General features: G+C 65.0%; 19 protein-coding genes. 13 read left to right on the top strand and 6 right to left on the bottom strand.

Annotated elements, in window-relative coordinates; translation table 11 throughout:
• Positions 1 to 103 precede the first annotated feature (103 nt).
• The gene (locus tag LX13_RS20100) at positions 104 to 1,354 is read left to right on the top strand and encodes an FAD-dependent monooxygenase (protein WP_253663107.1); all 1,251 of its coding nucleotides are present in this window, start codon (positions 104 to 106) and stop codon (positions 1,352 to 1,354) included.
• Positions 1,355 to 1,370: 16 nt separating this feature from the next.
• Here LX13_RS20100 and LX13_RS20095 read toward each other — a convergent pair whose 3' ends face one another.
• Positions 1,371 to 2,492, bottom strand: coding sequence for a PQQ-dependent sugar dehydrogenase (locus tag LX13_RS20095; RefSeq protein WP_253663615.1), 1,122 nt, complete (start codon positions 2,490 to 2,492; stop codon positions 1,371 to 1,373).
• 226 nt (positions 2,493 to 2,718) lie between these two features.
• On the opposite strand from LX13_RS20095, the gene LX13_RS20090 reads away from it, so the two are divergent.
• Complete coding sequence (locus LX13_RS20090; protein WP_253663106.1) at positions 2,719 to 3,615, top strand: oxygenase MpaB family protein; 897 nt, start codon at positions 2,719 to 2,721, stop codon at positions 3,613 to 3,615.
• Positions 3,616 to 3,629: 14 nt separating this feature from the next.
• On the opposite strand, the gene LX13_RS20085 is transcribed toward LX13_RS20090, so the two are convergent.
• On the bottom strand, positions 3,630 to 4,247 hold the full coding sequence (locus tag LX13_RS20085) for a TetR-like C-terminal domain-containing protein (protein ID WP_253663105.1): 618 nt from the start codon (positions 4,245 to 4,247) through the stop codon (positions 3,630 to 3,632).
• Positions 4,248 to 4,297: 50 nt separating this feature from the next.
• On the opposite strand from LX13_RS20085, the gene LX13_RS20080 reads away from it, so the two are divergent.
• The 6 genes from LX13_RS20080 to LX13_RS20055 all read left to right on the top strand — a co-directional run bounded on the left by LX13_RS20080 (position 4,298) and on the right by LX13_RS20055 (position 10,877).
• On the top strand, positions 4,298 to 5,428 hold the full coding sequence (locus tag LX13_RS20080; protein ID WP_253663104.1) for an Rv3169 family protein: 1,131 nt from the start codon (positions 4,298 to 4,300) through the stop codon (positions 5,426 to 5,428).
• Positions 5,425 to 6,420 carry a TIGR03617 family F420-dependent LLM class oxidoreductase gene (locus tag LX13_RS20075; protein WP_253663103.1) on the top strand — a complete coding sequence of 332 codons (996 nt, stop codon included), beginning with the start codon at positions 5,425 to 5,427 and terminating at the stop codon, positions 6,418 to 6,420. The genes LX13_RS20080 and LX13_RS20075 overlap by 4 nt, the downstream gene beginning before the upstream one ends.
• Positions 6,417 to 8,792 (top strand): PEP/pyruvate-binding domain-containing protein, encoded by a 2,376-nt coding sequence (locus LX13_RS20070; RefSeq protein ID WP_253663102.1) that lies wholly within the window; start codon positions 6,417 to 6,419, stop codon positions 8,790 to 8,792. Before LX13_RS20075 ends, LX13_RS20070 begins: the two co-directional genes overlap by 4 nt.
• A 346-nt stretch (positions 8,793 to 9,138) precedes the next feature.
• Positions 9,139 to 9,384: a DapH/DapD/GlmU-related protein gene (locus LX13_RS23570; RefSeq protein ID WP_308214769.1), complete on the top strand. Its 246-nt coding sequence runs from the start codon at positions 9,139 to 9,141 to the stop codon at positions 9,382 to 9,384.
• Between the two features lie 121 nt (positions 9,385 to 9,505).
• Complete coding sequence (locus LX13_RS20060; protein WP_253663100.1) at positions 9,506 to 9,922, top strand: pyridoxamine 5'-phosphate oxidase family protein; 417 nt, start codon at positions 9,506 to 9,508, stop codon at positions 9,920 to 9,922.
• 367 nt (positions 9,923 to 10,289) lie between these two features.
• Entirely contained in the window at positions 10,290 to 10,877 is a 588-nt protein-coding gene (locus LX13_RS20055; RefSeq protein WP_253663614.1) for a GNAT family N-acetyltransferase, read from the top strand.
• Between the two features lie 399 nt (positions 10,878 to 11,276).
• On the opposite strand, the gene LX13_RS20050 is transcribed toward LX13_RS20055, so the two are convergent.
• From LX13_RS20050 to LX13_RS20040, 3 genes are all read right to left on the bottom strand, one after another.
• On the bottom strand, positions 11,277 to 11,696 hold the full coding sequence (locus LX13_RS20050) for a hypothetical protein (protein WP_253663099.1): 420 nt from the start codon (positions 11,694 to 11,696) through the stop codon (positions 11,277 to 11,279).
• Between the two features lie 303 nt (positions 11,697 to 11,999).
• Positions 12,000 to 12,590 (bottom strand): P-loop NTPase family protein, encoded by a 591-nt coding sequence (locus tag LX13_RS20045; protein WP_253663098.1) that lies wholly within the window; start codon positions 12,588 to 12,590, stop codon positions 12,000 to 12,002.
• A 467-nt stretch (positions 12,591 to 13,057) separates the two neighbouring features.
• Entirely contained in the window at positions 13,058 to 14,416 is a 1,359-nt protein-coding gene (locus LX13_RS20040; RefSeq protein ID WP_253663097.1) for an alpha/beta hydrolase family protein, read from the bottom strand.
• 447 nt (positions 14,417 to 14,863) lie between these two features.
• Between LX13_RS20040 and LX13_RS20035 the strand changes: the two genes are divergently transcribed.
• Positions 14,864 to 15,547, top strand: coding sequence for a TetR/AcrR family transcriptional regulator (locus LX13_RS20035; RefSeq protein ID WP_253663096.1), 684 nt, complete (start codon positions 14,864 to 14,866; stop codon positions 15,545 to 15,547).
• A 60-nt stretch (positions 15,548 to 15,607) separates the two neighbouring features.
• Here LX13_RS20035 and LX13_RS20030 read toward each other — a convergent pair whose 3' ends face one another.
• Positions 15,608 to 16,435 carry a MerR family transcriptional regulator gene (locus tag LX13_RS20030; RefSeq protein WP_253663095.1) on the bottom strand — a complete coding sequence of 276 codons (828 nt, stop codon included), beginning with the start codon at positions 16,433 to 16,435 and terminating at the stop codon, positions 15,608 to 15,610.
• 161 nt (positions 16,436 to 16,596) lie between these two features.
• Here LX13_RS20030 and LX13_RS20025 point away from each other — a divergent pair, with 161 nt between their 5' ends.
• The 4 genes from LX13_RS20025 (at position 16,597) to LX13_RS20010 (ending at position 19,640) form a co-directional block, all read left to right on the top strand.
• Positions 16,597 to 16,941, top strand: a complete 345-nt coding sequence (locus LX13_RS20025; RefSeq protein ID WP_253663094.1) for a nuclear transport factor 2 family protein — start codon at positions 16,597 to 16,599, stop codon at positions 16,939 to 16,941.
• On the top strand, positions 16,938 to 17,777 hold the full coding sequence (locus LX13_RS20020; protein ID WP_253663093.1) for an SDR family NAD(P)-dependent oxidoreductase: 840 nt from the start codon (positions 16,938 to 16,940) through the stop codon (positions 17,775 to 17,777). The genes LX13_RS20025 and LX13_RS20020 overlap by 4 nt, the downstream gene beginning before the upstream one ends.
• 180 nt (positions 17,778 to 17,957) lie before the next feature.
• Entirely contained in the window at positions 17,958 to 18,632 is a 675-nt protein-coding gene (locus LX13_RS20015) for a hypothetical protein (protein ID WP_253663092.1), read from the top strand.
• A gap of 318 nt (positions 18,633 to 18,950) precedes the next feature.
• Entirely contained in the window at positions 18,951 to 19,640 is a 690-nt protein-coding gene (locus LX13_RS20010; RefSeq protein ID WP_253663091.1) for a hypothetical protein, read from the top strand.
• Positions 19,641 to 19,986: the final 346 nt, after the last annotated feature.

Raw genomic sequence — 19,986 nt, 5'->3', positions numbered from 1 at the left:
CTCTGAGCGGGAAAGACTGCTGATTCTTCCGATTAGTTTTGTCCGCACCGGGGGTCGGTACCGCTGAACACACTCGAGCAGCGACACACCATGGAGGCAAGTGATGGATCTCGACGACGACGCGCTGACGACCGGAATGCCCGCCCCCAGGGTGCTGGTCGCGGGGGCGAGCATCGCCGGACCGGCACTGGCCCACTGGTTGCACCGGCGTGGCGCCCAGGTGACCGTGGTCGAGCGGTCACCGGAACTGCGTCCCGGAGGTCAGGCGGTCGACGCACGCGGCGTGGCCAAGGAGGCCATCGCACGCATGGGCCTCGACTCGGCCATCCGCGCGGCGTGCACGGACACCGCCGGGGCGCACTCCGTCGACGCCGACGGGCAGGTGCTGCAGACCTTCAGCGCCGAGGACGACGGTGGCGACGGATTCATCGCCGACATCGAGATCCTGCGCGGAGACCTCGCACAGGTGCTCTACGACGACACCAGCGAGGACGTCGAGTACATCTTCGGCGACCGGATCGCCGAACTGACCCAGGACGCGGACGGGGTCGACGTCGTCTTCGCGAGCGGCGACCAGCGACGGTTCGAGTTGGTGATCGGCGCCGACGGACTGCATTCGCCCCTGCGCGCCATGGTGTTCGGGCCGAACGAGGAGTTCCTCCGGCACCTCGGGCAGGTGTTGGCCTTCTACAGCGTGCCCAACGAGTTCGGCCTCGACCGCCACCTTCTCGAATACCAGGATCAGCAGTCCGGCCGCTCGGCGATGCTCCGCCCCATTCACGACGCCGAGCGCGCGATGGCCATGTTCTACTTCGGCTCGGCCGAGTACGACGTCGACTACCGCGACGTCGCAGCCCAGAAAGCTCTTCTGCGAGATCGGGTGGCCGGGCTGGGGTGGCTGACCACGGACATCATCGCCCACCTCGACGACACCCCCGACTTCTACCTCGATCAGGTCGCACAGGTCGTGATGGACCGGTGGTCGAAGGGCCGGGTCGCGTTGCTGGGGGACGCGGCGTTCAGCTCGTCACCGATGTCCGGGCAGGGGACCGGGCTCGCGCTGGTGGGGGCCTATGTGTTGGCCGGTGAACTGGCCGCTGCGGGATGGGATCCCGACACGGGATTCGCCGGGTACGAGGCGAAGATGCGCTCGTATGTCGAGGCCAATCAGGAGATGGGACGGCTGAACGCCCGGACCCGCGAGGTCCCCGGCCCGGACAGCGAGCCCCTGCCCGACTTCACCGGCGACTGGTTCATGGAGCTGATCGGACGCGCGATCAACGGCATCGAGTTGTCCGACTACGACGGGGTGCCGGATTCGCGGGCGACAACGGGATCACCGGCTCCGCGCTGAGGTCGGTGATCGCCGTTCAGCTCGCCGGGCGGACTCGCAGGATGCGATCGTCACCGCCGTTGTCGGTGCTCACCAGCAGCGATCCGTCCCGGTCGACGTGGAGGGCTCGCAGCCGGCCGTAGGTGTCGCGCAGGCCGTCGGTGATTCGTACCGTCTCGCGCCCGTTCTCCGACAGCGTGACGAAGACGAGTCGCTTGCCCTTCTGCGCCGAGATGACCGCGGCACCACCGAGATCGCCCCAGCCGCTGGCGGGGAGGAACTCGAGCGCGGGCGTGGCGATGGTCGGCGCACCCGACGACCAGACCGCTCCGATGGCGCCGGGTACGCGCGCAGGGTCGGTCATCGGCACCGACTCGTCGTAGATCAGCGGCGCTCGGTCAGGGCGGTACCCGTAGTTGCCGCCCGCCTGCAGGAGATTCAACTCGTCGTCGCGGTCGGTGCCCTGCTCGATGGAGTAGATGCGTCCGGTCCCGGGCTGGATCGTGACGCCCTGGACGTTGCGGTGTCCGAGGGAGTAGATCGGGGTGCCGGGGATCGTCCCACCGGCGGGTGCGCCGCCGGTGGTGATGTGCAGGACTTTGCCGCCCAACGAGGTTCGGCTCTGCGGATAGGACCGCACAGCATTGTCGCCGGTACCCACCCACAGGGTGCCGTCCGGTGCGGCGGTCAGACCACACCCGGCGTGCCGCCCACCGGAGTTGACCGGGATGTTCGACAGCACGGTGCGCGTCCGGGTCAGCGACGACCAGTCGTCGGCGACCCGCCAGGCGACCACGTTGATCACCTGTCCCGAGTTGGGGAAGGGGATCGGCAACGAGCCGGCCGATCCCGTGCCGAACGCCGTCGGGGAGGTCTTCTCCGCCTGGCACGAGTACAGGGTGCGGTTCGACGTGAAGCCTCGGTCGACCGCGAGCCCCATCAGACCGGCCTCGTTGGTGACGAAGAGTTTCGATTGATCTGCGCGCACGGTCTGCGCTGTTCCACCCGGGCGTATCGCAACGAACCGGCCGCTGCGCTCGCCGGTGATGATGGTGCCGTCGGGGGCGATCTCGATGTCCCAGGGTTTGTCGAGACCGGCGGCCACCGTGCTGACCGACAACGGCGGCGCGGCCTGCGCGGGCGTGACGGCGATGAGCATCCCGATACCCAGCGCGCTGATCACGCCGAGTGTGGTGAGCAGTGAACGGTGGGGGACGCAGCGTCTGGTCACTTTGCCACCGTAATGTCGGACTTTACGATCAGGTAGAGGTTTCGGGAGAACTCCGCGCCCCGACCACTCCCTGTCCGCCGAGCCGTGCCGCGCCGACGAGGCCACTTCTCGGGTCCTGACCAGCACCGACTCTCAGAAGGCGCACAGTGGGGTGATGAACCCGTTCAGTTCGGTCCAGCAACGCGTCGGCGAGATGATCTTCGAACGTGTCGCCGGTGACGAAGGCCCCGCACGGCGCGATCGGATCCACCTGTCGACCGGCCCGCGCCGATACGGCCCCGAGTCCGCAATCCACCGGGTCCACGGTGACGCGTCGATGTTCGTGGGTGGGATGCGAGCACTTCTGCTCCAGTCACTGCATCCCCTCGCGATGGCGGCCGTCGATCAACACTCGGGTTACCGAGGAGACCCGTGGGGGCGCCTGCAGCGAACGAGCACGTTCCTCGCCGAGACGACGTTCGGCACGCTCGAGGACGCCGACCGCGCGATGCGGATCGTCCGGGCCGTGCACAAACGGATCACCGGCACCGCGCCCGACGGACGGCCCTACGCCGCGTCGGATCCGCACCTCATCCGATGGGTCCACGTCGCGGAGATCGACAGCTTCCTGCGCGCACACGACCGGTACGGCGCCCATCCGCTCGATGCGGGCGGGCGCAACGACTACGTCCGCGAAACCGCGTTCGTCGCGCGTGGTCTCGGTGCTGTCGACGTCCCCGAGACGACCGCGGAGCTCGACGAGCTGCTCGCGCTGTACCGACCCGAGCTCAAGAGCACCGCCGCCGCCCGTCGCACGGCGCGGTTCATCCTGCTGAACCCACCCATCCCGCTGCCTGTGCGCCCGGCCTACGGCCTGCTGTCATCGGTCGCCGTCTCGATGATGCCGCGATGGACCCGCCTACCGCTGCGCTTGCCGTACCTGCCCATCACCGAGGCAACCGCGGTGCGGGGGAGTGGCATCGCGATCACGACGGCAATTCGCTGGGCGCTCAGCCCGGCTGCCGTACAGCGTGATTCGACCGACCAGGCGGTGCCCGCGGTCGGTGGCTGATCCGGCGCTCGCGCTCAGTTCCCGTCAGACGACGTCCGCGGTGGCCAACTGTCCGTGATCATCTCGGTCATCTCGTCGACCCAGGTGTCATCGAGGGCGGCATCCCGGCGGATGAGGATGCGGAAGATGGCGGTGCCCGCGACCACCTCGGCGAGCATGGGTAGCTGGTCCTCACCGCGGCGCCCCTGACCGAAGCGGGATTCGAACACGGTCAGGTTCCCGGCCAATCGGCCGATCATCATGGCGTGTAGCTCGGGGTCGGCGACCGTGTCGGCGATCAGACCCGGCAGCGCCATTCGCACCTCGGGTCGGTCGAAGATCACCCTGATCGTCTCGACCAGGGCTCTGATCTCATCGCGCATGTCGCCCGGATGATCGATCGCGGGAACCGATTCGGCGAACAAAACCGCCTCGTGGACCAACTGCGCCTTGCCCGACCACCGCCGGTAGATCGCAGCCGTGGTGGTGTTGGCGCGCGCGGCGATCGCCGACAACGACAACCGGGGATAGCCGGTCTCGAGGATCAGTTCACGGGTCGCCGCGACGATCGCGGCGTCGATCCTGCTGTCGCGGGGCCGACCCGGCGCCGACTGGCCGGACCTATTGCCATCCGTGTTGCTTTCTGGTGACATGACGTCATCGTAGATGCAATACGAACTGCATCGTATTTGAGGGAGTGTTCGTGAACCTGAGCCCGCTCGACGAGTATCCGATCCATCAGGCGCCGGTGCCGGTGACGTGGCCGGCCGGCTCGGACCGGAACTTCTACGACCGGTCCTACTTCAACGTGCTCGACCGGGCCGGGCGCTTCATGGTCCTCACCGGCATCGGTTACTACCCGCGCCTGGGCGTCAAGGATGCCTACTTCGTCGTCCGTCGCGGCGACACGCAGACCGCGGTTCACCTCAGCGACGCCATCGACGACGACCGGCTGCGTCAGAACGTCACCGGATACCGTCTCGACGTCGTCGAGCCTCTACAGGAGATGCACCTGACGCTGGAGCCGACGGAGGGGATCTCCGCCGACCTCACCTGGCGAGGTCTGTTCCCCGCGGCCCTGGAGAAGCCGCACGAGATGCTCACCGACCGGCGAGTCACGTTGCAGGCCAGCCGTTTCGCTCAGGTCGGGTCCTGGGAGGGCTGGATTGACATCGACGGGGACCGGTTGGAGGTCACGCACGACACCAGTGTGGCCAGCCGCGACCGGTCGTGGGGGATCCGGCCGGTCGGCGAGGCAGAACCGGCGGGACGTCCCGATACGGCGTTCCGCGGAATGTGGTGGCTGTACCTTCCGCTGGTCTTCGACGACTTCCAACTGTTCCTGATCATGCAGGAGGATCCCGACGGTCACCGCAGTCTCTATGACTGCACGCGCCGGTGGCGGGACGGCCGCGTCGAACAGCTCGACGGGGTGCGGGTCGCCATCGACTACACCCCCGGAACGCGTATTCCGCGAGGCGCCCATGTCGAGTTCATGAACCGGGCAGGAGACCGAACACATCTCGACATCGAGTCGAAGCTGTTCGCACCCATCGCCTTCGGATCGGGCTACGGCGGCGATTCCTCCTGGGCGCACGGCAGCTGGAAGGGCAGTCCCTTCACCGAACGGGTGAGCTACGACCTCACCGATGCCGACGTCATGGCCCGCGCGCCGTTCAGCCTGATCGACCATGTGGCCCACGCCGTGTGCACCGAGGCCGACGGGACGGTCCACGAGGGCGCCGGGTTGTTCGAACACGGCGTGATCGGCCCGCACCACCCGTCGGGATTCTTCGACTGGACCGACGTGGGCGATCGGGCGCCGGGTTCATGAAGGTCATGACCGCTCTGTTCGGGCCCACCGACGCCGTCGAACGCGCGCACGCGCTGAAGGAGGCCGGTGCATCGGGGGTGTTCACCTTTGAGGGCCCGTTCGACGTGTTCACCCCGCTGGTGCTGGCGTCGTCGGTGAAGGGACTCGACGTGATGTCGAACGTAGCGATTGCGTTTCCCCGCAACCCGATTCAGCTCGCACACCAGGCCAACGATCTGCAGTTGCTCAGCGAGGGTCGCTTCATTTTGGGCCTCGGGACGCAGATTCGCGCGCAGATCGAGAAACGGTACGGGGCCGAGTTCGACAAGCCGGTGGACCGGATGAAGGAGATGGTCGGGGCGCTGCGAGCGATCTTCGCGACGTGGAACACAGGGGAGCGGTTGGACTTTCGCGGCGAGTACTACCGACACACCCTCATGACGCCGACCTTCGTTCCCGGGCCGAACCCGTTCGGGCCGCCACCGATCTACCTCGGGGCACTCGGGCCTCGGCTGACCGCAGCCACAGCGGAGGTGGCCGACGGCCTGCTGGTGATGCCCTTCGGATCCAAGCGATTCCTGCACGGGACGACGATGCCTGCCGTGCGCGCGGGTCTGACGACTGCGGGCCGTAGCGAAAGCGACTTCGAGGTGGTGCCCGAGGTGATCGTCTCGGTCGGCACCGGCCGTGACGACGACCACGCGTCGACGCGCATGTTGCTCGCGTTCTACGGGTCCACCCCGGCGTATCGACCGGTGCTCGACGCGCATGGCTGGGGCGATCTGCAGCCCGAGCTCAACGCCATGTCGAAACAGGGGCGCTGGCAGGAGATGGCCGCACTCATCGACGACGACATCCTGCACACCATCGCCGCATGCGGTACCCCGGCCGAGGTGGCCGCGCACGTCCGTGACCGTGTCGACGGAGTGTCGGAGCGGGTGTGTCTCTATCAGACAGGGCCGATCGAGGTCGACGCACTCTCAGAGATCGTCGATTCGCTGGCGTCATCGTGACGCCGGCGACGGTCGAATTCGCCGACATCACCGACGCCCGTTACGGCGGAAAAGCGGCGGGTCTGGCCGAACTTCGACGCCTCGGACTCGCCGTGCCCACGGGGTTCGTCATCGCCGACGTGTCCACGGAAGTCGCGGGCTGCGATGTGGCTCAATGGTTTGAGCGGATGGCCGCGGTCGGAGCGACCCCGGTTGCCGTCCGATCCTCGGCAATCGGGGAGGACGGTGACGACCAGTCGTTCGCCGGACAATACGACACGGTCCTGGGTGTCGACTCGGTCAATGACTTCGCCGCGGCGGTCCGGACGTGCGCAGCCTCTGTGCACTCGCGTCGGTCGTCGGCCTACAGCGAACTACCCCCGGCCACGATGCACGTGGTGGTCCAGCAGATGGTGGACGCACGCGCCGCCGGGGTGGTGTTCAGCGCAGATCCGACCACCGGCCGACGCGACCTGATGGTGATCGATGCCGTCGACGGGCTCGGCGAAGCGCTGGTCGACGGCTCGGCCTCGTCGGACCACCTCGTTATCGACTCCGTCGGTGAGGTGGCGATTGCCGACGTCGCTTCCGCTCCGGTCCTCTCGCCCGACGAGGTCACCGCCATCCGGGCTGGTGCTCTACGGGCTGCGCAGCACTGGGGGATGCCCATGGATCTCGAGTGGGCGATCGATCGCAGCGGAACGCTGTGGTGGCTGCAAGCCCGACCGATCACCACGCTTCCCTGTGATCTGGCCGCGATGGATTCACCCGTGGCCGGTGCGGACCATGTGTACACGCGCTGCAACATCGGCGAGATGATGCCGGGAGCATTCTGTCCGCTGACCGCGTCGGTGTCGGGCTTCGCCATCGACTATGCGATGCAGATGACGCAGGTGGTCGCACGGGCACAGCCGAGTTATGAGAAGCCGTGGCTCCAGGTCGGCTACTTTCAGGGCCACATGTTTCTCAACATGACCGAGGGGACAGGTCTGAGCTCCGGGCTCCTCGGCAATTCGCTGGAGCAGTTCTCCATCTCGATCTGCGGTCGGGTGATCGACGAACTGAAACCCAAGCCGCCGAAGCCGTTTCTCAGCAAGCTGATCAACACGGTTCGACTCAGCACCTATGCGTTGTCGGCCGGCCCGGCGATCCGACGACTCGGACCGCAGATCGACGGCTTCGAGGTCCCGACCAGCGAGGACCTGCGAGTCGTGTTGCGGCAGCTGGAGTCCGGGGTGCAGCAGTATTGCGACGTGACGCTCACGCATGTCCGGTCGTCGTCACGCGCCGCGGTCGCGGCCAACATCCTGGAGAGCGTCCTGATGCGGCAGGCCCTGAAAGATGGGCGCAGCGAAGACGACGGTCGAGCCGAGGCAACCCGACTGATGGCCGGCGCGGCCGACGTCGAGAGCGCGCTCATGCTCGAGGAACTGGACTCAGTGGTTCACACCATCGCGGCCGACGACGTTGTCGCGGAGAGGTTCCTGGCGGGGGAGCCCGGGGCCGCAGTGGACGAGCTGCGAGCCTCGCCTGATGCCGTCGGTGTGGCGCTCCGACGATTCCTGACCAGCCACGGTCACCGCGGCTACCGCGAGCTGTGCATGCGCGACCCGTCGTGGGCCGAGGATCCGGATGGGCTGGGCGCGATGATGCAGGTGATGGTGCGATCGGTCCTCGATCCGACCGCTCGCACGTCGGCCTCGAAGGACGTCGAGGCATCCCGCTCACGCGTCATCCGATCCCTCGCTCGATTGGCGCAGGGTGGCGCGCGTGGGCGGGAGGAGACGAAGTCGAAGATGGCGCGGATGGCGCATTCGCTGAAGCTCGGCTATCGCCACCTGGGCGAGATCTTGGCTGCGGCGGGCCGACTGCCTGACGCGGATCTCGTGTTCTTCTTCGACCGTGCCGAGCTGGAACGCGTTGTGGGGTCACAGGACATCACCGGTCTGATCACGAGCGCAGTCAAGCGACGGGAGGCACTGGCGTTTCAGAGTGCTCTCGAGTTCGACGACGTGTCCATCGGCCGACCGGTCCCACTGGTCGCCCGACCGCAACACGATTCATCGAGCAGCGAGATCGTTGGCCGGCCCGCCAGCCGCGGATCTGCGGAAGGCGTTGTGCGAGTAGTCAAGTCGATTGTCGAAGCGGGCGACCTGCAGCGAGGGGAGATCCTGGTGACACCGGTGACCGACGTCGGGTGGACGCCCTACTTCACCGTGATCGCGGCTCTGGTCACCGATATCGGCAGCTCGGTCTCCCACGGTGCCGTGGTGGCCCGCGAGTACGGATTGCCCTGTGTTGTCAACACTCTGATCGCCACGCAGTCACTCGTGACCGGGGACCGTGTCCGCGTCGACGGAGATCGCGGTGTGGTGACACGGTTGCATCGCTGACGGACCCTGCCACTATTGAGACGTGGGAGAACAGGCAGAGCGGCTGGCCAACGGTGAGTGGTACCTCGACGATGACGATCTCCGAGAGCGTCGCCGTGTCTGCTGGCGTCGGCTCGACGTCTTCAACTCGGTCGCGGGTGACGACGATTCCGCGCGCGCGAACGCAATGTCAGAATTGGCAGGATCGGTGGGGGAGTATGTCGTGGTCATCCCACGATTCACCTGCACTTTCGGCACCAACATTCATTTGGGCGACCACACATTTGTCAACGGGAACGCATTTTTCATGGACGATGCGCCCATCACTGTGGGAGCGCACGTACGAATCGGGCCGGGCGCCCAACTCATGACCGCCCTCCACCCGGTCGACGACCATGCCCGTCGTCGCGAAGGGTGGGAACGCGCAGCGCCCATCGTCATCGGCGAGAACTCGTGGCTGGGCGCCTCAGTCACGGTCGGGGCAGGCGTCACGATCGGCCGGAATGTGGTGGTCGGTGCGGGCAGTGTGGTTCTCCACGACATCCCGGATCATGTCGTCGCGGCGGGCACACCCGCTCGGGTCATCCGAACCACCCCGGCCGAAGATCCCTGATGCGCGGCAGTCAATCGTCAGCTCGCCGATCGAACCGATCGTAGGGACACGGCCACGGTTCTGGTCCGGAGCCGAAACGACGGCCCTGATCGGGTAGACAGCTTTCTGAGACAATGGGTTCATGTCTGAGACACCGTTGCCTGAATCCGCCCTGGCTATTTTGCGAAAGCCCAACCCGGCCGTGATGGCGACGGTCACCTCGAAGGGCCGGCCCGTATCCGTGGCAACCTGGTACCTCATCGAGGACGACGGGCTTCTCATGCTCGCGATGAATTCTGACCGCGCCCGTCTGAAACACCTCCAGAACAACGGATATGTGTCACTGACCGTGCTCGCAGCAGACGATTTCGGTACGCACATATCCATTCAGGGACATGTCGTTTCCATCAAGCCCGATGAGGGACTCGCCGACATCGATCGCCTCTCCAGGCACTTCCTCGGCAAGGAATACCCGGCCAGGGATAGCCCGTTGGTCACGGTCCACATCGAGATCGATCGGTGGTTCGGTTGGTCAGGGGGACGGCCTCTTCAGTACTAGCGAAGGTGTTGTTCGACGAGCGATTTCAGACAGAGTGGTCGCGAGCGGTCAGCGTAATCCCGAATCCGGCAGCTTTTTGATGCTCCGGTCTCGGCATTCCTAGGACATCGTTGAGTGTGCCCTGGGTTGGTTGCCATCTGATCCGTGAGGATTGTCGTCACGATGGAAGGATGTTTCCCACGTTGAGAGCATTTCCCGACATGTCGCGTCGATCCGTGATCGACGTCGCCCGCTGCGACGAAGCGCCGTCGCGTCAGATCACGAGATACCTCGAGCTCGTCGAGACCTGTTTGAGTCCGAGCGTCGTCGTGTTGGGTGTTGCACCCACGAAGCGGTCCCCGTGGCACTCAAACGTTTCCAGAGCTTCATGACGAGGATCGCCTCGCCCGAACTAGTTCACCCGGATACGGGGCGGTATCGGGAATGGCTGGCGTCGCATCGGGAGTGGGGTGCAGGACAGCATGAGGACGGCTTCGGCCTTGAAGCGGAGGATTCCGTAGAGACCGTCGACGAATTTCATCGATGGGTGGCACGGCTGATCGATGACCGCGACACCACCTACCGGTGGATCGTGCGGGGCCCGACTGTCATCGGAGGCATAGCCCTTCGGCACAAGTGGAATGATCACGTGATGTGGGCGGGGCATGTCGGGTTCGGGATCCGCCCATCGAAACGCGGACACGGCTACGCGTCATGGGCACTGGCCCGCACCGTGAAGCTGGCAGCAGCGTTGGGTATGGAGCGAATTCTCCTGGTGTGCGCCGCGGACAACACCGCGTCTGCGCGCACGATCGAAGGTCAGGGAGGCGAGCTCGAGGCGATAGCAGATACGCCGCTAGGAGCGGCTCGGCGGTATTGGATCGATACTGGCGCGACGAATTCAACCCCTCAACGACGAGCGCCGCGCTCATATGGTGACCCTTCCAACGCGCGGGAGGCACCCGGGTGTTCGTAGATAGCGGCGAACTCTGTGGCCGTCGTTGACGCCGACCCGTTGTCTCGGTGGGCTACGGAGCCCCGTGTGAAACTCTTCGAGTCGCTTGCCGACAAGGTCCGGTGGCAGAAAGCGCGGGCGAATGACCCGTATAGCTATCGCGCGGCTGATCGGGAGCTACAGCAGCGTTTCCACGGCCAGTCGTATCGGGCGCTGATCGCGCCGATATCGAGGTGTTACCCGGACTGGCAGCCGGAGAAACCATTGCCGGAGTGGGCATCTCGACACGTGGTGGCTCATAACGCTGTTGCGGCAATTGCACACTTGACGCCTGGCAATGCGTTGGTCGCGGTTGTTGGCTGTGTCGATCCTGCGTAGTCAGCAGGGGTGGGCTGACGAGGTTCGGGGAACCGACGACAGCTAGTCGAGAAAGTAGGCGAGGACCTTCTCGCTAGAGTCCAGAACCTCTTCTGCGGCTACCCCGAGCTCAAGTGCGAGTTCGATGGATCCCAGTAGAGCGATCTCCACGTTAGGGGAAAATGCCCGTTCGAGGACCGAAAGGTAGTCGGACATGCCTGCATCGAGCTTGTCGATGAGGTCTTGGTACTCGCCGGCGAATTGCTCGTCGAGGATCCGTTGTTCAGCAAAGTAGCGTTCGATCAGCGCCGCCTCTCGCTCTGAGAGTGCGGACGACACAGCCTTGTACATGACGACGCCGACGGTGTTGCCGATCACGGCACCGAGGACCGGCACCGGGATGATGGCTTGTCCGACTAAGGAAGATAGGGCGCTGACTGCGGTCTCTGGACATATGAGTTCGGAGTTTTCGATAAATGCCACTCGTCGATCTAACCGCGTCGGAATTTATTTGCCTGCTCCGCGACGCCGAAGGCCGCGGTGACGATCGAGCTGGCCACAGCGGCAGGGGTAGCGGTGAAGTTTGTGAGCCAGTAGATGCTGGCCCCTCGGACACCGCCCTGGGCAACTCCGAGACCGCCTTCGCCGGCGATGTCGCTCCAGTCGTCGCGCGTGAAATCCCTGAGCTGCTTGCCCGCGCGGCGCTTTTCCGACTGAAGCGCTAAGGGCCCGGGACGATGTTTCGCTGAACAGATGTGGTCGCCGGACGCCGACCAGTTCAGAAGACTATTTGCAGGCCCTGGCCGCCAGCGGTCCCGCGCGCCAGCTCCGTACCTGCCTCGCGGTCCGAAGGTGGACGATCGTCAGATCGGGATACGACTCTCTCAAGTCGGGGACCGCGTTGTCATATTTGTGCCGAGTTGAAATCGCGCAGCGAATTATGTGGTCCGGGTCGGTCAGCACGGTGTGCAGCGGTGGTTCTTTGTTTCCATTCCAGAGGACGTCCGAGCGGACACGCCGTCGCAGGGTGCGACGAAGAACCCGCGGGAATGTTGTTGTCCAAAAGGGTAGGTCGAGCCACACGATGAGGTCGCTGCGGTTGGCGATCAACGGCCGGGCTTCGGAGTACTGCCATTCGGTGACCCATCGGTCCCGGTCGACCAGGTCCAGCACGTCATAAAGGAATTCCGGTCGTGGCTGCCAGTGTGGCCCGTGGAAAAGACCGTCGATCTCGATGTGTGCGATATCGAGCACGCCTGCAATTTGTCTGGCCAGAGTCGTCTTCCCGACACCGGATACACCGGCGACAGCTACACGGTTGATCTCACCGGGCAGCATGTCCTCGCAGCTGAGGACCCCTGAGTCGGCATCGCCCACGGCGCTCCCTGCTGAGGTAGAGGCACCAAGTCTGCACCTCACGTCGCGTATCGGCTCCCTGTTCTGACCGTCAGTCCGGCCCGCTTTCTCTTACCAAAGAATCACGATGCCGTTGTCGCCAGTCAAGCCAGGACTGTCCGGGAGGGCACCGACCAGTTACCCCCCCCCCCCCCCCCGGGCGGGCCGGCGCGACGTCTGGAGGTGAGAAGCGGACACGCTGAACTGATGATTGCGCGGCGTACGACTACGTGGGACCTGCACGCCGGTCGGCTTTGCCTGGAACCGCCCAGATGGCAAGGGTTGATGTCGTGGTCGCCCGTGCGCCTAGGCCTCCAGCATCGAGTGAGACGCTCCCGGATGGTAACTCAGTGATTGATGCCAGCAATGTGATTCCGATCGGCCATCCCATCGAGAAGTAGGGTGCCCGCACCCAGTCGCACTGGCGCGGTCACAAGCTGCCGCTTCGCCTAGTTCAGAGGGGAGACAAGGTGTTCGGAAAGCCAGCGCTGGGAGTAGTCGAGCCATTCGCGGTAGTGGCCCATCGCGCAGTGGTCATCGTCGGGGTAGAGCAGCACGGTGCCACGGGGGGCGGTCTCGGCGAGTTCGACGCTGTCCTGGGTGTCCATCAGGGTGTCGTTGTCGCCGTTGATGACCAGCAGCGGCATGGAGATGTCGGCGTAGCGGTCCTCGATCGACAGGGCCGACAGTTTGCGCATCAGGTCAAGGGGGTGTCGGGCGCCGAGTGTGTCGGCGAGCGCACCGAGGATGACCTGTGGTGTCCCGAGCGCACCACCGTGAAATGAGCGATGCGTCGGAGCACCGCAGGCGATGGCACAGGTGATGCGGTCATCGGTGGCGGCCAGACGCGCGGTCCAGTACCCGCCGAAGCTCACCCCGACCATGCCGAGGCGCCCGGTGTCGAGACGTTCGTCGGCGACGAGGTGGTCGATGACGTCGTGATAAATCGCCTCCGATCCTGGGCTCATCGGCCCGGTGTAGGCGTAGCTGCCGGGCATCTCCATCACGAACATCGCCATCCCCGCGCCGCGGTAACGCAGCTGCGGTATCGCCAACTCTTGGGCGGTGCCCTCGAGTCCGTTGGTGGTCAGCACAACCGGGTGTGGACCCGGACCGGTCGGCAGGACCAGATACCCGGCCACCGTCTCTCCGCCGGCCACAGGGATCTCGACGTGCTCCACAGTCAGGTCCAGCGACGGGACCAGTGCACCGATGAGGACGTCGAACAACTGTCGTGAACGCCAGTAGGCCTGCATCCGCTGCTCGCTGTGTCCCGGGAAAGCGCTGACCTGGTGGTAGGTGATGGCCTTGACCCAGGCGTCGATTGCCCGGAATGCGGTTTCTACGCGCAGCCGGTCACCGGACGCGGCGTGCGTGACAACAAGATCGGTTATTGCAGCGGTGCTCGGTTGGGGGCCGTGATCGGCGAACAGGACTGCTGCGGGGGCGATCAGTTCAGCCAGACCGGCCAGGGCCGCATTGTCGGTGGCCGTTGCGGGATCGCTGATGTTCGGCACAGGTATCGACGTGCCGTCGGCGAGGTCGCGCAGCAGTGTGGTCGCTCGCTGGGCGTGCCCGGCCGCGATCTGGTCCCAGTGCGCGCACCATCGGTTGTCGCGAAACGATCGAGCTCCGGCCAGTTCTTCGGTGAACTGGGTGCGGTCGAGACCGCCCATGTTGGAGTAACGCAGGGCGAACAACGCGGGCAGGAACGGTGCTGCGCCGGTCAACCGGGCGGCGAGATCGGTCGTGCGGGTGACCGCGCAGGCCGTCACGAACAGCTTTTGCAGAAAGGTGGCATCAGGCATCGATTTTCCCCGGTTCAGAGCGTGTTGGTGACGGTGGCATCGCGGCGCGAGATCGGCTGCTGCGGAACGCGTTCCACGTCACAGCAGTCCGTGCCCCGACACTGTCCAATCGGCGTCGTCGACGTTGTCAGCAACCTCGCGCACGCTACCCCCTCACCGACACTTTCGGAACGATCGTTCCGACGCTAGCATGAGGGCAGCCCGGAGCGGAACAGTCGTTCCGATAGTTGGTAGGGATCGAACGATGAGGTCGCGACGGACACGTACCGCGGAAGACCTGTAGGTGCAGGCGGCTCAGCACGGTGGGAAGTGGGAACGCAATACCCCCCGAACCCAGCTGGCCAGGGAGGTGTTCGGCACGGAGACCGGACACTGGATCGGATCCGGCGACAAGTTCGAAACTGCCATCGGCGGAGTCGGAACTATCCAGCACGACATAATCGGATCGTGACACCTCTCGCCGCGGCCAATCCGCCAGCTAATAGTTCGCGAGATGCGACCCGCGTTGAACGCCAGACGCGGTTGCTCGACACCGCTGAGGAACTGTTCGCCGATCGCGGCTATTTCGGTGTCAGCGTGCGCGACATCACCGACCGCGCCGGGACCCGCCTGGCCGCGGTCAGCGACCAATTCGGCGGCAAAGAAGGGTTGTTCCAGGCAGTGCTGGCCCGAAGGATTCAACCCCTCAACAACGACCGCCGCGCCCGACTGGAGACACTGCCGGCCCGCGGAACACGAGACCGCCGCCTACGCGCCCTCATCGACGCGTTCACCGAACCGATGCGACAGCTATCCGGCGACACCGGCTGGGACAACTACTTTCGCCTCGTCGCCCAACTCGCCAACTCCGGACACCCCATCGGACGGCTGATCGTCGACGACTTCAACGCCATCGCAACCGACTTCATCAGCCAACTACACACCCTGTTCCCAGACGCCGACGACGCAGCAATCCACGACGCCTACCTCCACCTCGTCGCCGCCACCATGCACACCTACTCCAACAACCTGCGACTCGACAGCCTCACCGCAGGCCGGATGCACACCCGCGACATCGAGGATCGCCATCACGCACTTCTGCGGTTCGTTGAAGGCGGCATCATCCACGCAGTCACGAAGCGCGCACACTAAACCGGTGTGATGCTAGATGCGCCTTCAGTTCTCGGTTCCTAGGTCGGCAGGGCCTGAGAATTATTCTTGCGGTGGGGTGGTGCTGAAAACAGGCCAGCAGATTTCGGTGGCGGTGAACGTTGTCGGCTCTGAGCGTGTGCCGCCGATGTAGTGCTCGCGGATTGGTCCTTGGTCGCTGATCAGGTGCTCATTTGTGAACGTTCCCAGCGCCGCGTAGCTGCGGTCGATGCCCTCGTGACCGCCGGAGTGGGTGAGCACCGCGAATTGGGCCGGAGGTAAAAGTTGGGCCCGGATGCCTGACGGGGGGCGCGCCGATTGCGGAGCCGGAACGAAAAGAGAGGCCCGCCCAGAGGATTCGAGGAACAGCGCTCGGTCGTATAGGCCGCCAGGCACGACCTCGCTTTGATCACCTGAGGCCGCCGCAACGGCGTCTCTCAGTTTACGGACCGTGACTGTGAACCAGCTGTCGATCTCGGAGGTCTCGAGAGTGGTGCCGATGGTCCATACAGCCAGCGCAGGTTCAACGCGCACCTCGATGTCGGCGGGGGCCTGCACAGGAGAAAGTAGCTCGCGCAGTGCTCCGACCGTATCTCGAGTGTGCTGGAGTTGCGCCTCCATCTGTTCGAGATGAGTTGTGATTATCTCGGTGCGGGCCTTGGTGTCTTCCGTGCTCAGCAGCGCCTTGATATCCGGGATGGACATGCCCAGGAATCGAAACCGGCGGATGATGTGTGCGTGATCGACCTGGCTGGTGTCGTAGAAGCGATAACCGGAGTGCGCGTCGATATGGACTGGTTCGAGAATCCCGATGTCGTGGTAGTGCCGAAGCGCTTTTCTGCTCAGGCTGGACATCACCGCGAAGTCACCGATCGAGACCCGTGCACCCATGACGTCCTCCTGTGGTTGCGGCGACAGCATCATTGTTGGGCATCTTGGGGCTTCCCCCTAGGGCAGGGTCAACTGGAGCCAGGCGCCGGGCGTCGCGCGCCTGGAAGCAATTCGCGACCCAGTGTTGACTTTCCCCTTGGGGGAGGCAAGACCGTAAGGCCATGACATCAGAATGGGATCGACTCCCGGACAACGTGAAGAAGTTCATGACCGCGATCGACGCGAAACAGGGTGCTCATGCGCTCAGCGTGTTCACACCGGATGCCGTGGTGACGGACGAGGGCCGCGACCACACCGGTCGTGACGGGATCGAGGCCTGGTTGACCGACTCGGTCAGCGAGAGTGAGTACACCTACACGACCGAATTCACCGGCGCGACCGGGACCGGGCCGAGCGTCGACGTCGGGCAGCACCTGGAAGGCGACTTCCCCGGCGGGGTTGCCGACCTGCATTACCGCTTCACGCTCGACGGCGCGTTCATCAGCCGGTTGGTGATCGAACCATGAGCAAGCGATGGTTCATCACCGGCGGCACGCCCGGCGGCTTCGGGGTCGCATTCGCCGAGGCAGCGCTGGACACGGGGGACCGCGTGGTGCTCACCTCGCGGCAGCCGCACGAGTTGGCGACGTGGGCCGAGCACTACGGTGACCGCGTTCTCGTCGTAGCCATGGACGTCACCGACGCGGCACAGGTCCTGGCCGCGGTGCGCGAGGCCGAGGAGCATTACGGCGGTATCGACGTGCTGGTCAACAACGCCGGCCGCGGCTGGTACGGATCGATCGAGGGGATGAACGAAACCGCGATACGGGCGATGTTCGAACTGAACTTCTTCGCCGTGCTGTCCGTTACTCGCGCAGTGCTACCGGGTATGCGTGCCCGCGGAAACGGGTGGATCGTCAACGTGTCATCGGTGGGCGGGCTGCTGGCGGCAGTCGGATTCGGCTACTACAGCGCAACGAAATACGCGATAGAAGCCATCACCGACGCACTGCGCCAAGAGGTGGCCGATTACGGCGTCTCCGTCCTGGCGGTCGAACCGGGAGCGTTCCGGACCAACGCCTACGCCGGATTCGCCGGCGAGCCGGTCGCGGAGGCAATTCCCGACTACCACGACATGCTCGAACAGGTCCGCACCGCCTTCGTCGACATGAACGGTGTGCAACCCGGCGATCCACACCGCGGCGCCCGCGCGGTCATCGCGGCAATGGCCCAAGACCCGCCACCCCACCGACTGGTCCTGGGCAATAGCGGATACGAAGCCGTGGTCGACACGCTGGTGCAGAACCTGGACGACATACGGTCGAGCGAAGCTCTCTCTCGCGGAGCGGATTTCCCGGCCTAGCCAATCCCACGTGACGGGGCGAGCCATGACATCGACGGTGCGCGACGAAGCCGTCGTGACGTGCGGCAACCCGGTTCCTATTCTCAAGCCAGCCGGCTCGCATTGCTGGATAGGATCGTCAACAGACCTGGACTTTGCGCTGGACAGCTGTTGTGGGGACGGATGGATACAGAACAAGCGGTGATCGTGTTCTACATAGCGATCTGGGTCGGAGTGTCGGCGGTCGCGGCGATGGTCGGCAAACGCGGAGTGCTGTCATGGGTGGCCGCGGTCGCATGGACCGTCCCCGCCGCCTGGCTGACGCTCATCGGGGCATGGATACTTCCGGACCGAAGTGTGTACGAGCCTGCGGCCTTGGTCGCACCGTCTGAGCTGTGGCCGGTCCACCTCGCGTTGGCCGTGTGGGTGATGCCCTTCTCGTTCGTGGCTGTGTGGCTGCGAAGCGGGAGAGCGGTTCGTAACGCTTGCACCGTCTTCGGGACTGCTGTTGCGGCGGGCGTAGCAGTGACACTCGTCCAGATGGCCAACCCGGACGACCTGATCTTTCTGACAACCCGAAGCGACCGGCCACACGTCTACATCGTCGTCGGCTTTGCCCTCACCGTCCTCGGGCTCGTTCTCGTCGCAAGCGTCGTCCGACAACCGGGAGTACGTCACGTCAACCGGCTTGTCGCGTGTGCGGTCGTCTTCGGGGGTGCGGGCGTGACCACCTCGATGGGCGGTCTGCTCTGGCTCAGCTGGCTGTGCGTTGCCGGCGCAACCATCGTTCTGTTCATCGCAGCGATCCGCGCCGATCGTCGACGCACCTTCTTGGCAGGTCGGAAGCCAAGCGGTCCACCTGAAGTCTCTGCTTGAGTAGGCTCTTGAACTGTCAATGGATGAGGTCGACGGTTGTGTCCATGCGGATGACATGGCGATCGAATCTGCGAGCGGCGCTGGACGCCAAGCGGAAGTGACACGTACAGTTCGCTTCTAGGTGCACTGAGACCCGCGGCCGTCGTGCTGCGGACCATCTAACTCTCGGTGAACATGGTGATCACAACCCCGCCGTCTCTAGTCGTCCGGGTCGATGCGTTTGAGTACGGATGTTGCCGGCAGCCTCCGGCGGTTGGCGAGACCATCACCGGAACTCTCTCCGCCCAACCCACCACGTCCGATCGGTCGTCGCTGCGCGTGACTGGCTGGGACCGCGGTCGCGACCTCGTCACCGTCGATGGTGTTGTCGCACGGTGGGACTCATCTCGCGGCAACCCAATCGGTCAGCCCGTTGGCATCTGTCTGTCCTGGCATTCCGACGGTGTACCCGGTGTCGACGCCACAGCAACCATCGCCAGCGTCAGCCAGATCTATCTGGGAACGGAACAGGATGCGGCCAACGGCGAGACCCTCCACCTGGTGGAGCGGGTCGAGCAGTTCCCCGAACCCCTTCTCACCCCGGCCGGCGTGTTGCAACCCGGCGGCGCCGTGCTCACCCTCACCGACCTCGTACTCGTCGAACCCACCCGCGAACAGGTCGTCGACCATCTGGCAGCATTGGAAGTCAGCCGCCGAACAATCCACATCACCGCACCGCCAACCTATTTCGGGTCCATCGTTCCCGACCGCGGCAACCGGATCACCGTCGACCTCGACGACCCCGCGGCTCAGATCCACAACCGGCCCACCGATGCGGGCGGACTCGTCACCGGCATCACACGCCAAGTCAGCGAAGCAGTGCCCGTCGGTTCGAACGGGATGATGGTCTTCCGCCGTGCACCAGCCCACACCCCGACGGCAAACATCACCAACCACATGTTCGTCGTCCTCGTCCTCGACGAGTCGACCGTCCGATCTTCGCGGGTGCGCGGGAGGATGAATGACTGAGCAGGACCGGGTGAGGCGAGCGTTGACACGCAGCGGGCATTCGCCATGGACGACAAAAGGGCACCTGCTTGTCGGCGTGAATTCGCATCGGCCCCGCCGACGGCGACAGGACGGCGGCGCCCTAGCGCTCCTCGCGGAGTGGCGCGCGCACGTCGAACGAACAGAGCGCAGAGTCGCTCGGGGCGACCCGGACTTGCCGTGCACACCATTACGACTCCGAGAAGGCCCCACAGGATGTGTGGCATGCGACGGCGAGATGCTCAGCGACGCCCGCGACAGACTAGGGCGACTCATCAGCAACGGAGGTCGTCGGGCGCACCGACCCGCCGTCGAGGTCGAGCGCGTC

Origin of the sequence: Williamsia maris (assembly GCF_024171815.1) — a bacterium.
GTDB classification, from domain to species: Bacteria; Actinomycetota; Actinomycetes; order Mycobacteriales; family Mycobacteriaceae; genus Williamsia_A; species Williamsia_A maris.
This window is presented reverse-complemented; position numbering and strand designations above follow the sequence as displayed.

What these genes read in the sequence shown, in the direction of transcription:
- LX13_RS20100 (WP_253663107.1), top strand. Translation starts at nt 104, where the DNA reads ATGGATCTCGACGACGACGCGCTGACGACCGGAATGCCCGCCCCCAGG.
- LX13_RS20095 (WP_253663615.1), bottom strand. Translation starts at nt 2,492, where the DNA reads ATGCTCATCGCCGTCACGCCCGCGCAGGCCGCGCCGCCGTTGTCGGTC.
- LX13_RS20090 (WP_253663106.1), top strand. Translation starts at nt 2,719, where the DNA reads ATGAACCCGTTCAGTTCGGTCCAGCAACGCGTCGGCGAGATGATCTTC.
- LX13_RS20085 (WP_253663105.1), bottom strand. Translation starts at nt 4,247, where the DNA reads ATGTCACCAGAAAGCAACACGGATGGCAATAGGTCCGGCCAGTCGGCG.
- LX13_RS20075 (WP_253663103.1), top strand. Translation starts at nt 5,425, where the DNA reads ATGAAGGTCATGACCGCTCTGTTCGGGCCCACCGACGCCGTCGAACGC.
- LX13_RS23570 (WP_308214769.1), top strand. Translation starts at nt 9,139, where the DNA reads ATGACCGCCCTCCACCCGGTCGACGACCATGCCCGTCGTCGCGAAGGG.
- LX13_RS20060 (WP_253663100.1), top strand. Translation starts at nt 9,506, where the DNA reads ATGTCTGAGACACCGTTGCCTGAATCCGCCCTGGCTATTTTGCGAAAG.
- LX13_RS20055 (WP_253663614.1), top strand. Translation starts at nt 10,290, where the DNA reads ATGACGAGGATCGCCTCGCCCGAACTAGTTCACCCGGATACGGGGCGG.
- LX13_RS20040 (WP_253663097.1), bottom strand. Translation starts at nt 14,416, where the DNA reads ATGCCTGATGCCACCTTTCTGCAAAAGCTGTTCGTGACGGCCTGCGCG.
- LX13_RS20030 (WP_253663095.1), bottom strand. Translation starts at nt 16,435, where the DNA reads ATGGGTGCACGGGTCTCGATCGGTGACTTCGCGGTGATGTCCAGCCTG.
- LX13_RS20025 (WP_253663094.1), top strand. Translation starts at nt 16,597, where the DNA reads ATGACATCAGAATGGGATCGACTCCCGGACAACGTGAAGAAGTTCATG.
- LX13_RS20020 (WP_253663093.1), top strand. Translation starts at nt 16,938, where the DNA reads ATGAGCAAGCGATGGTTCATCACCGGCGGCACGCCCGGCGGCTTCGGG.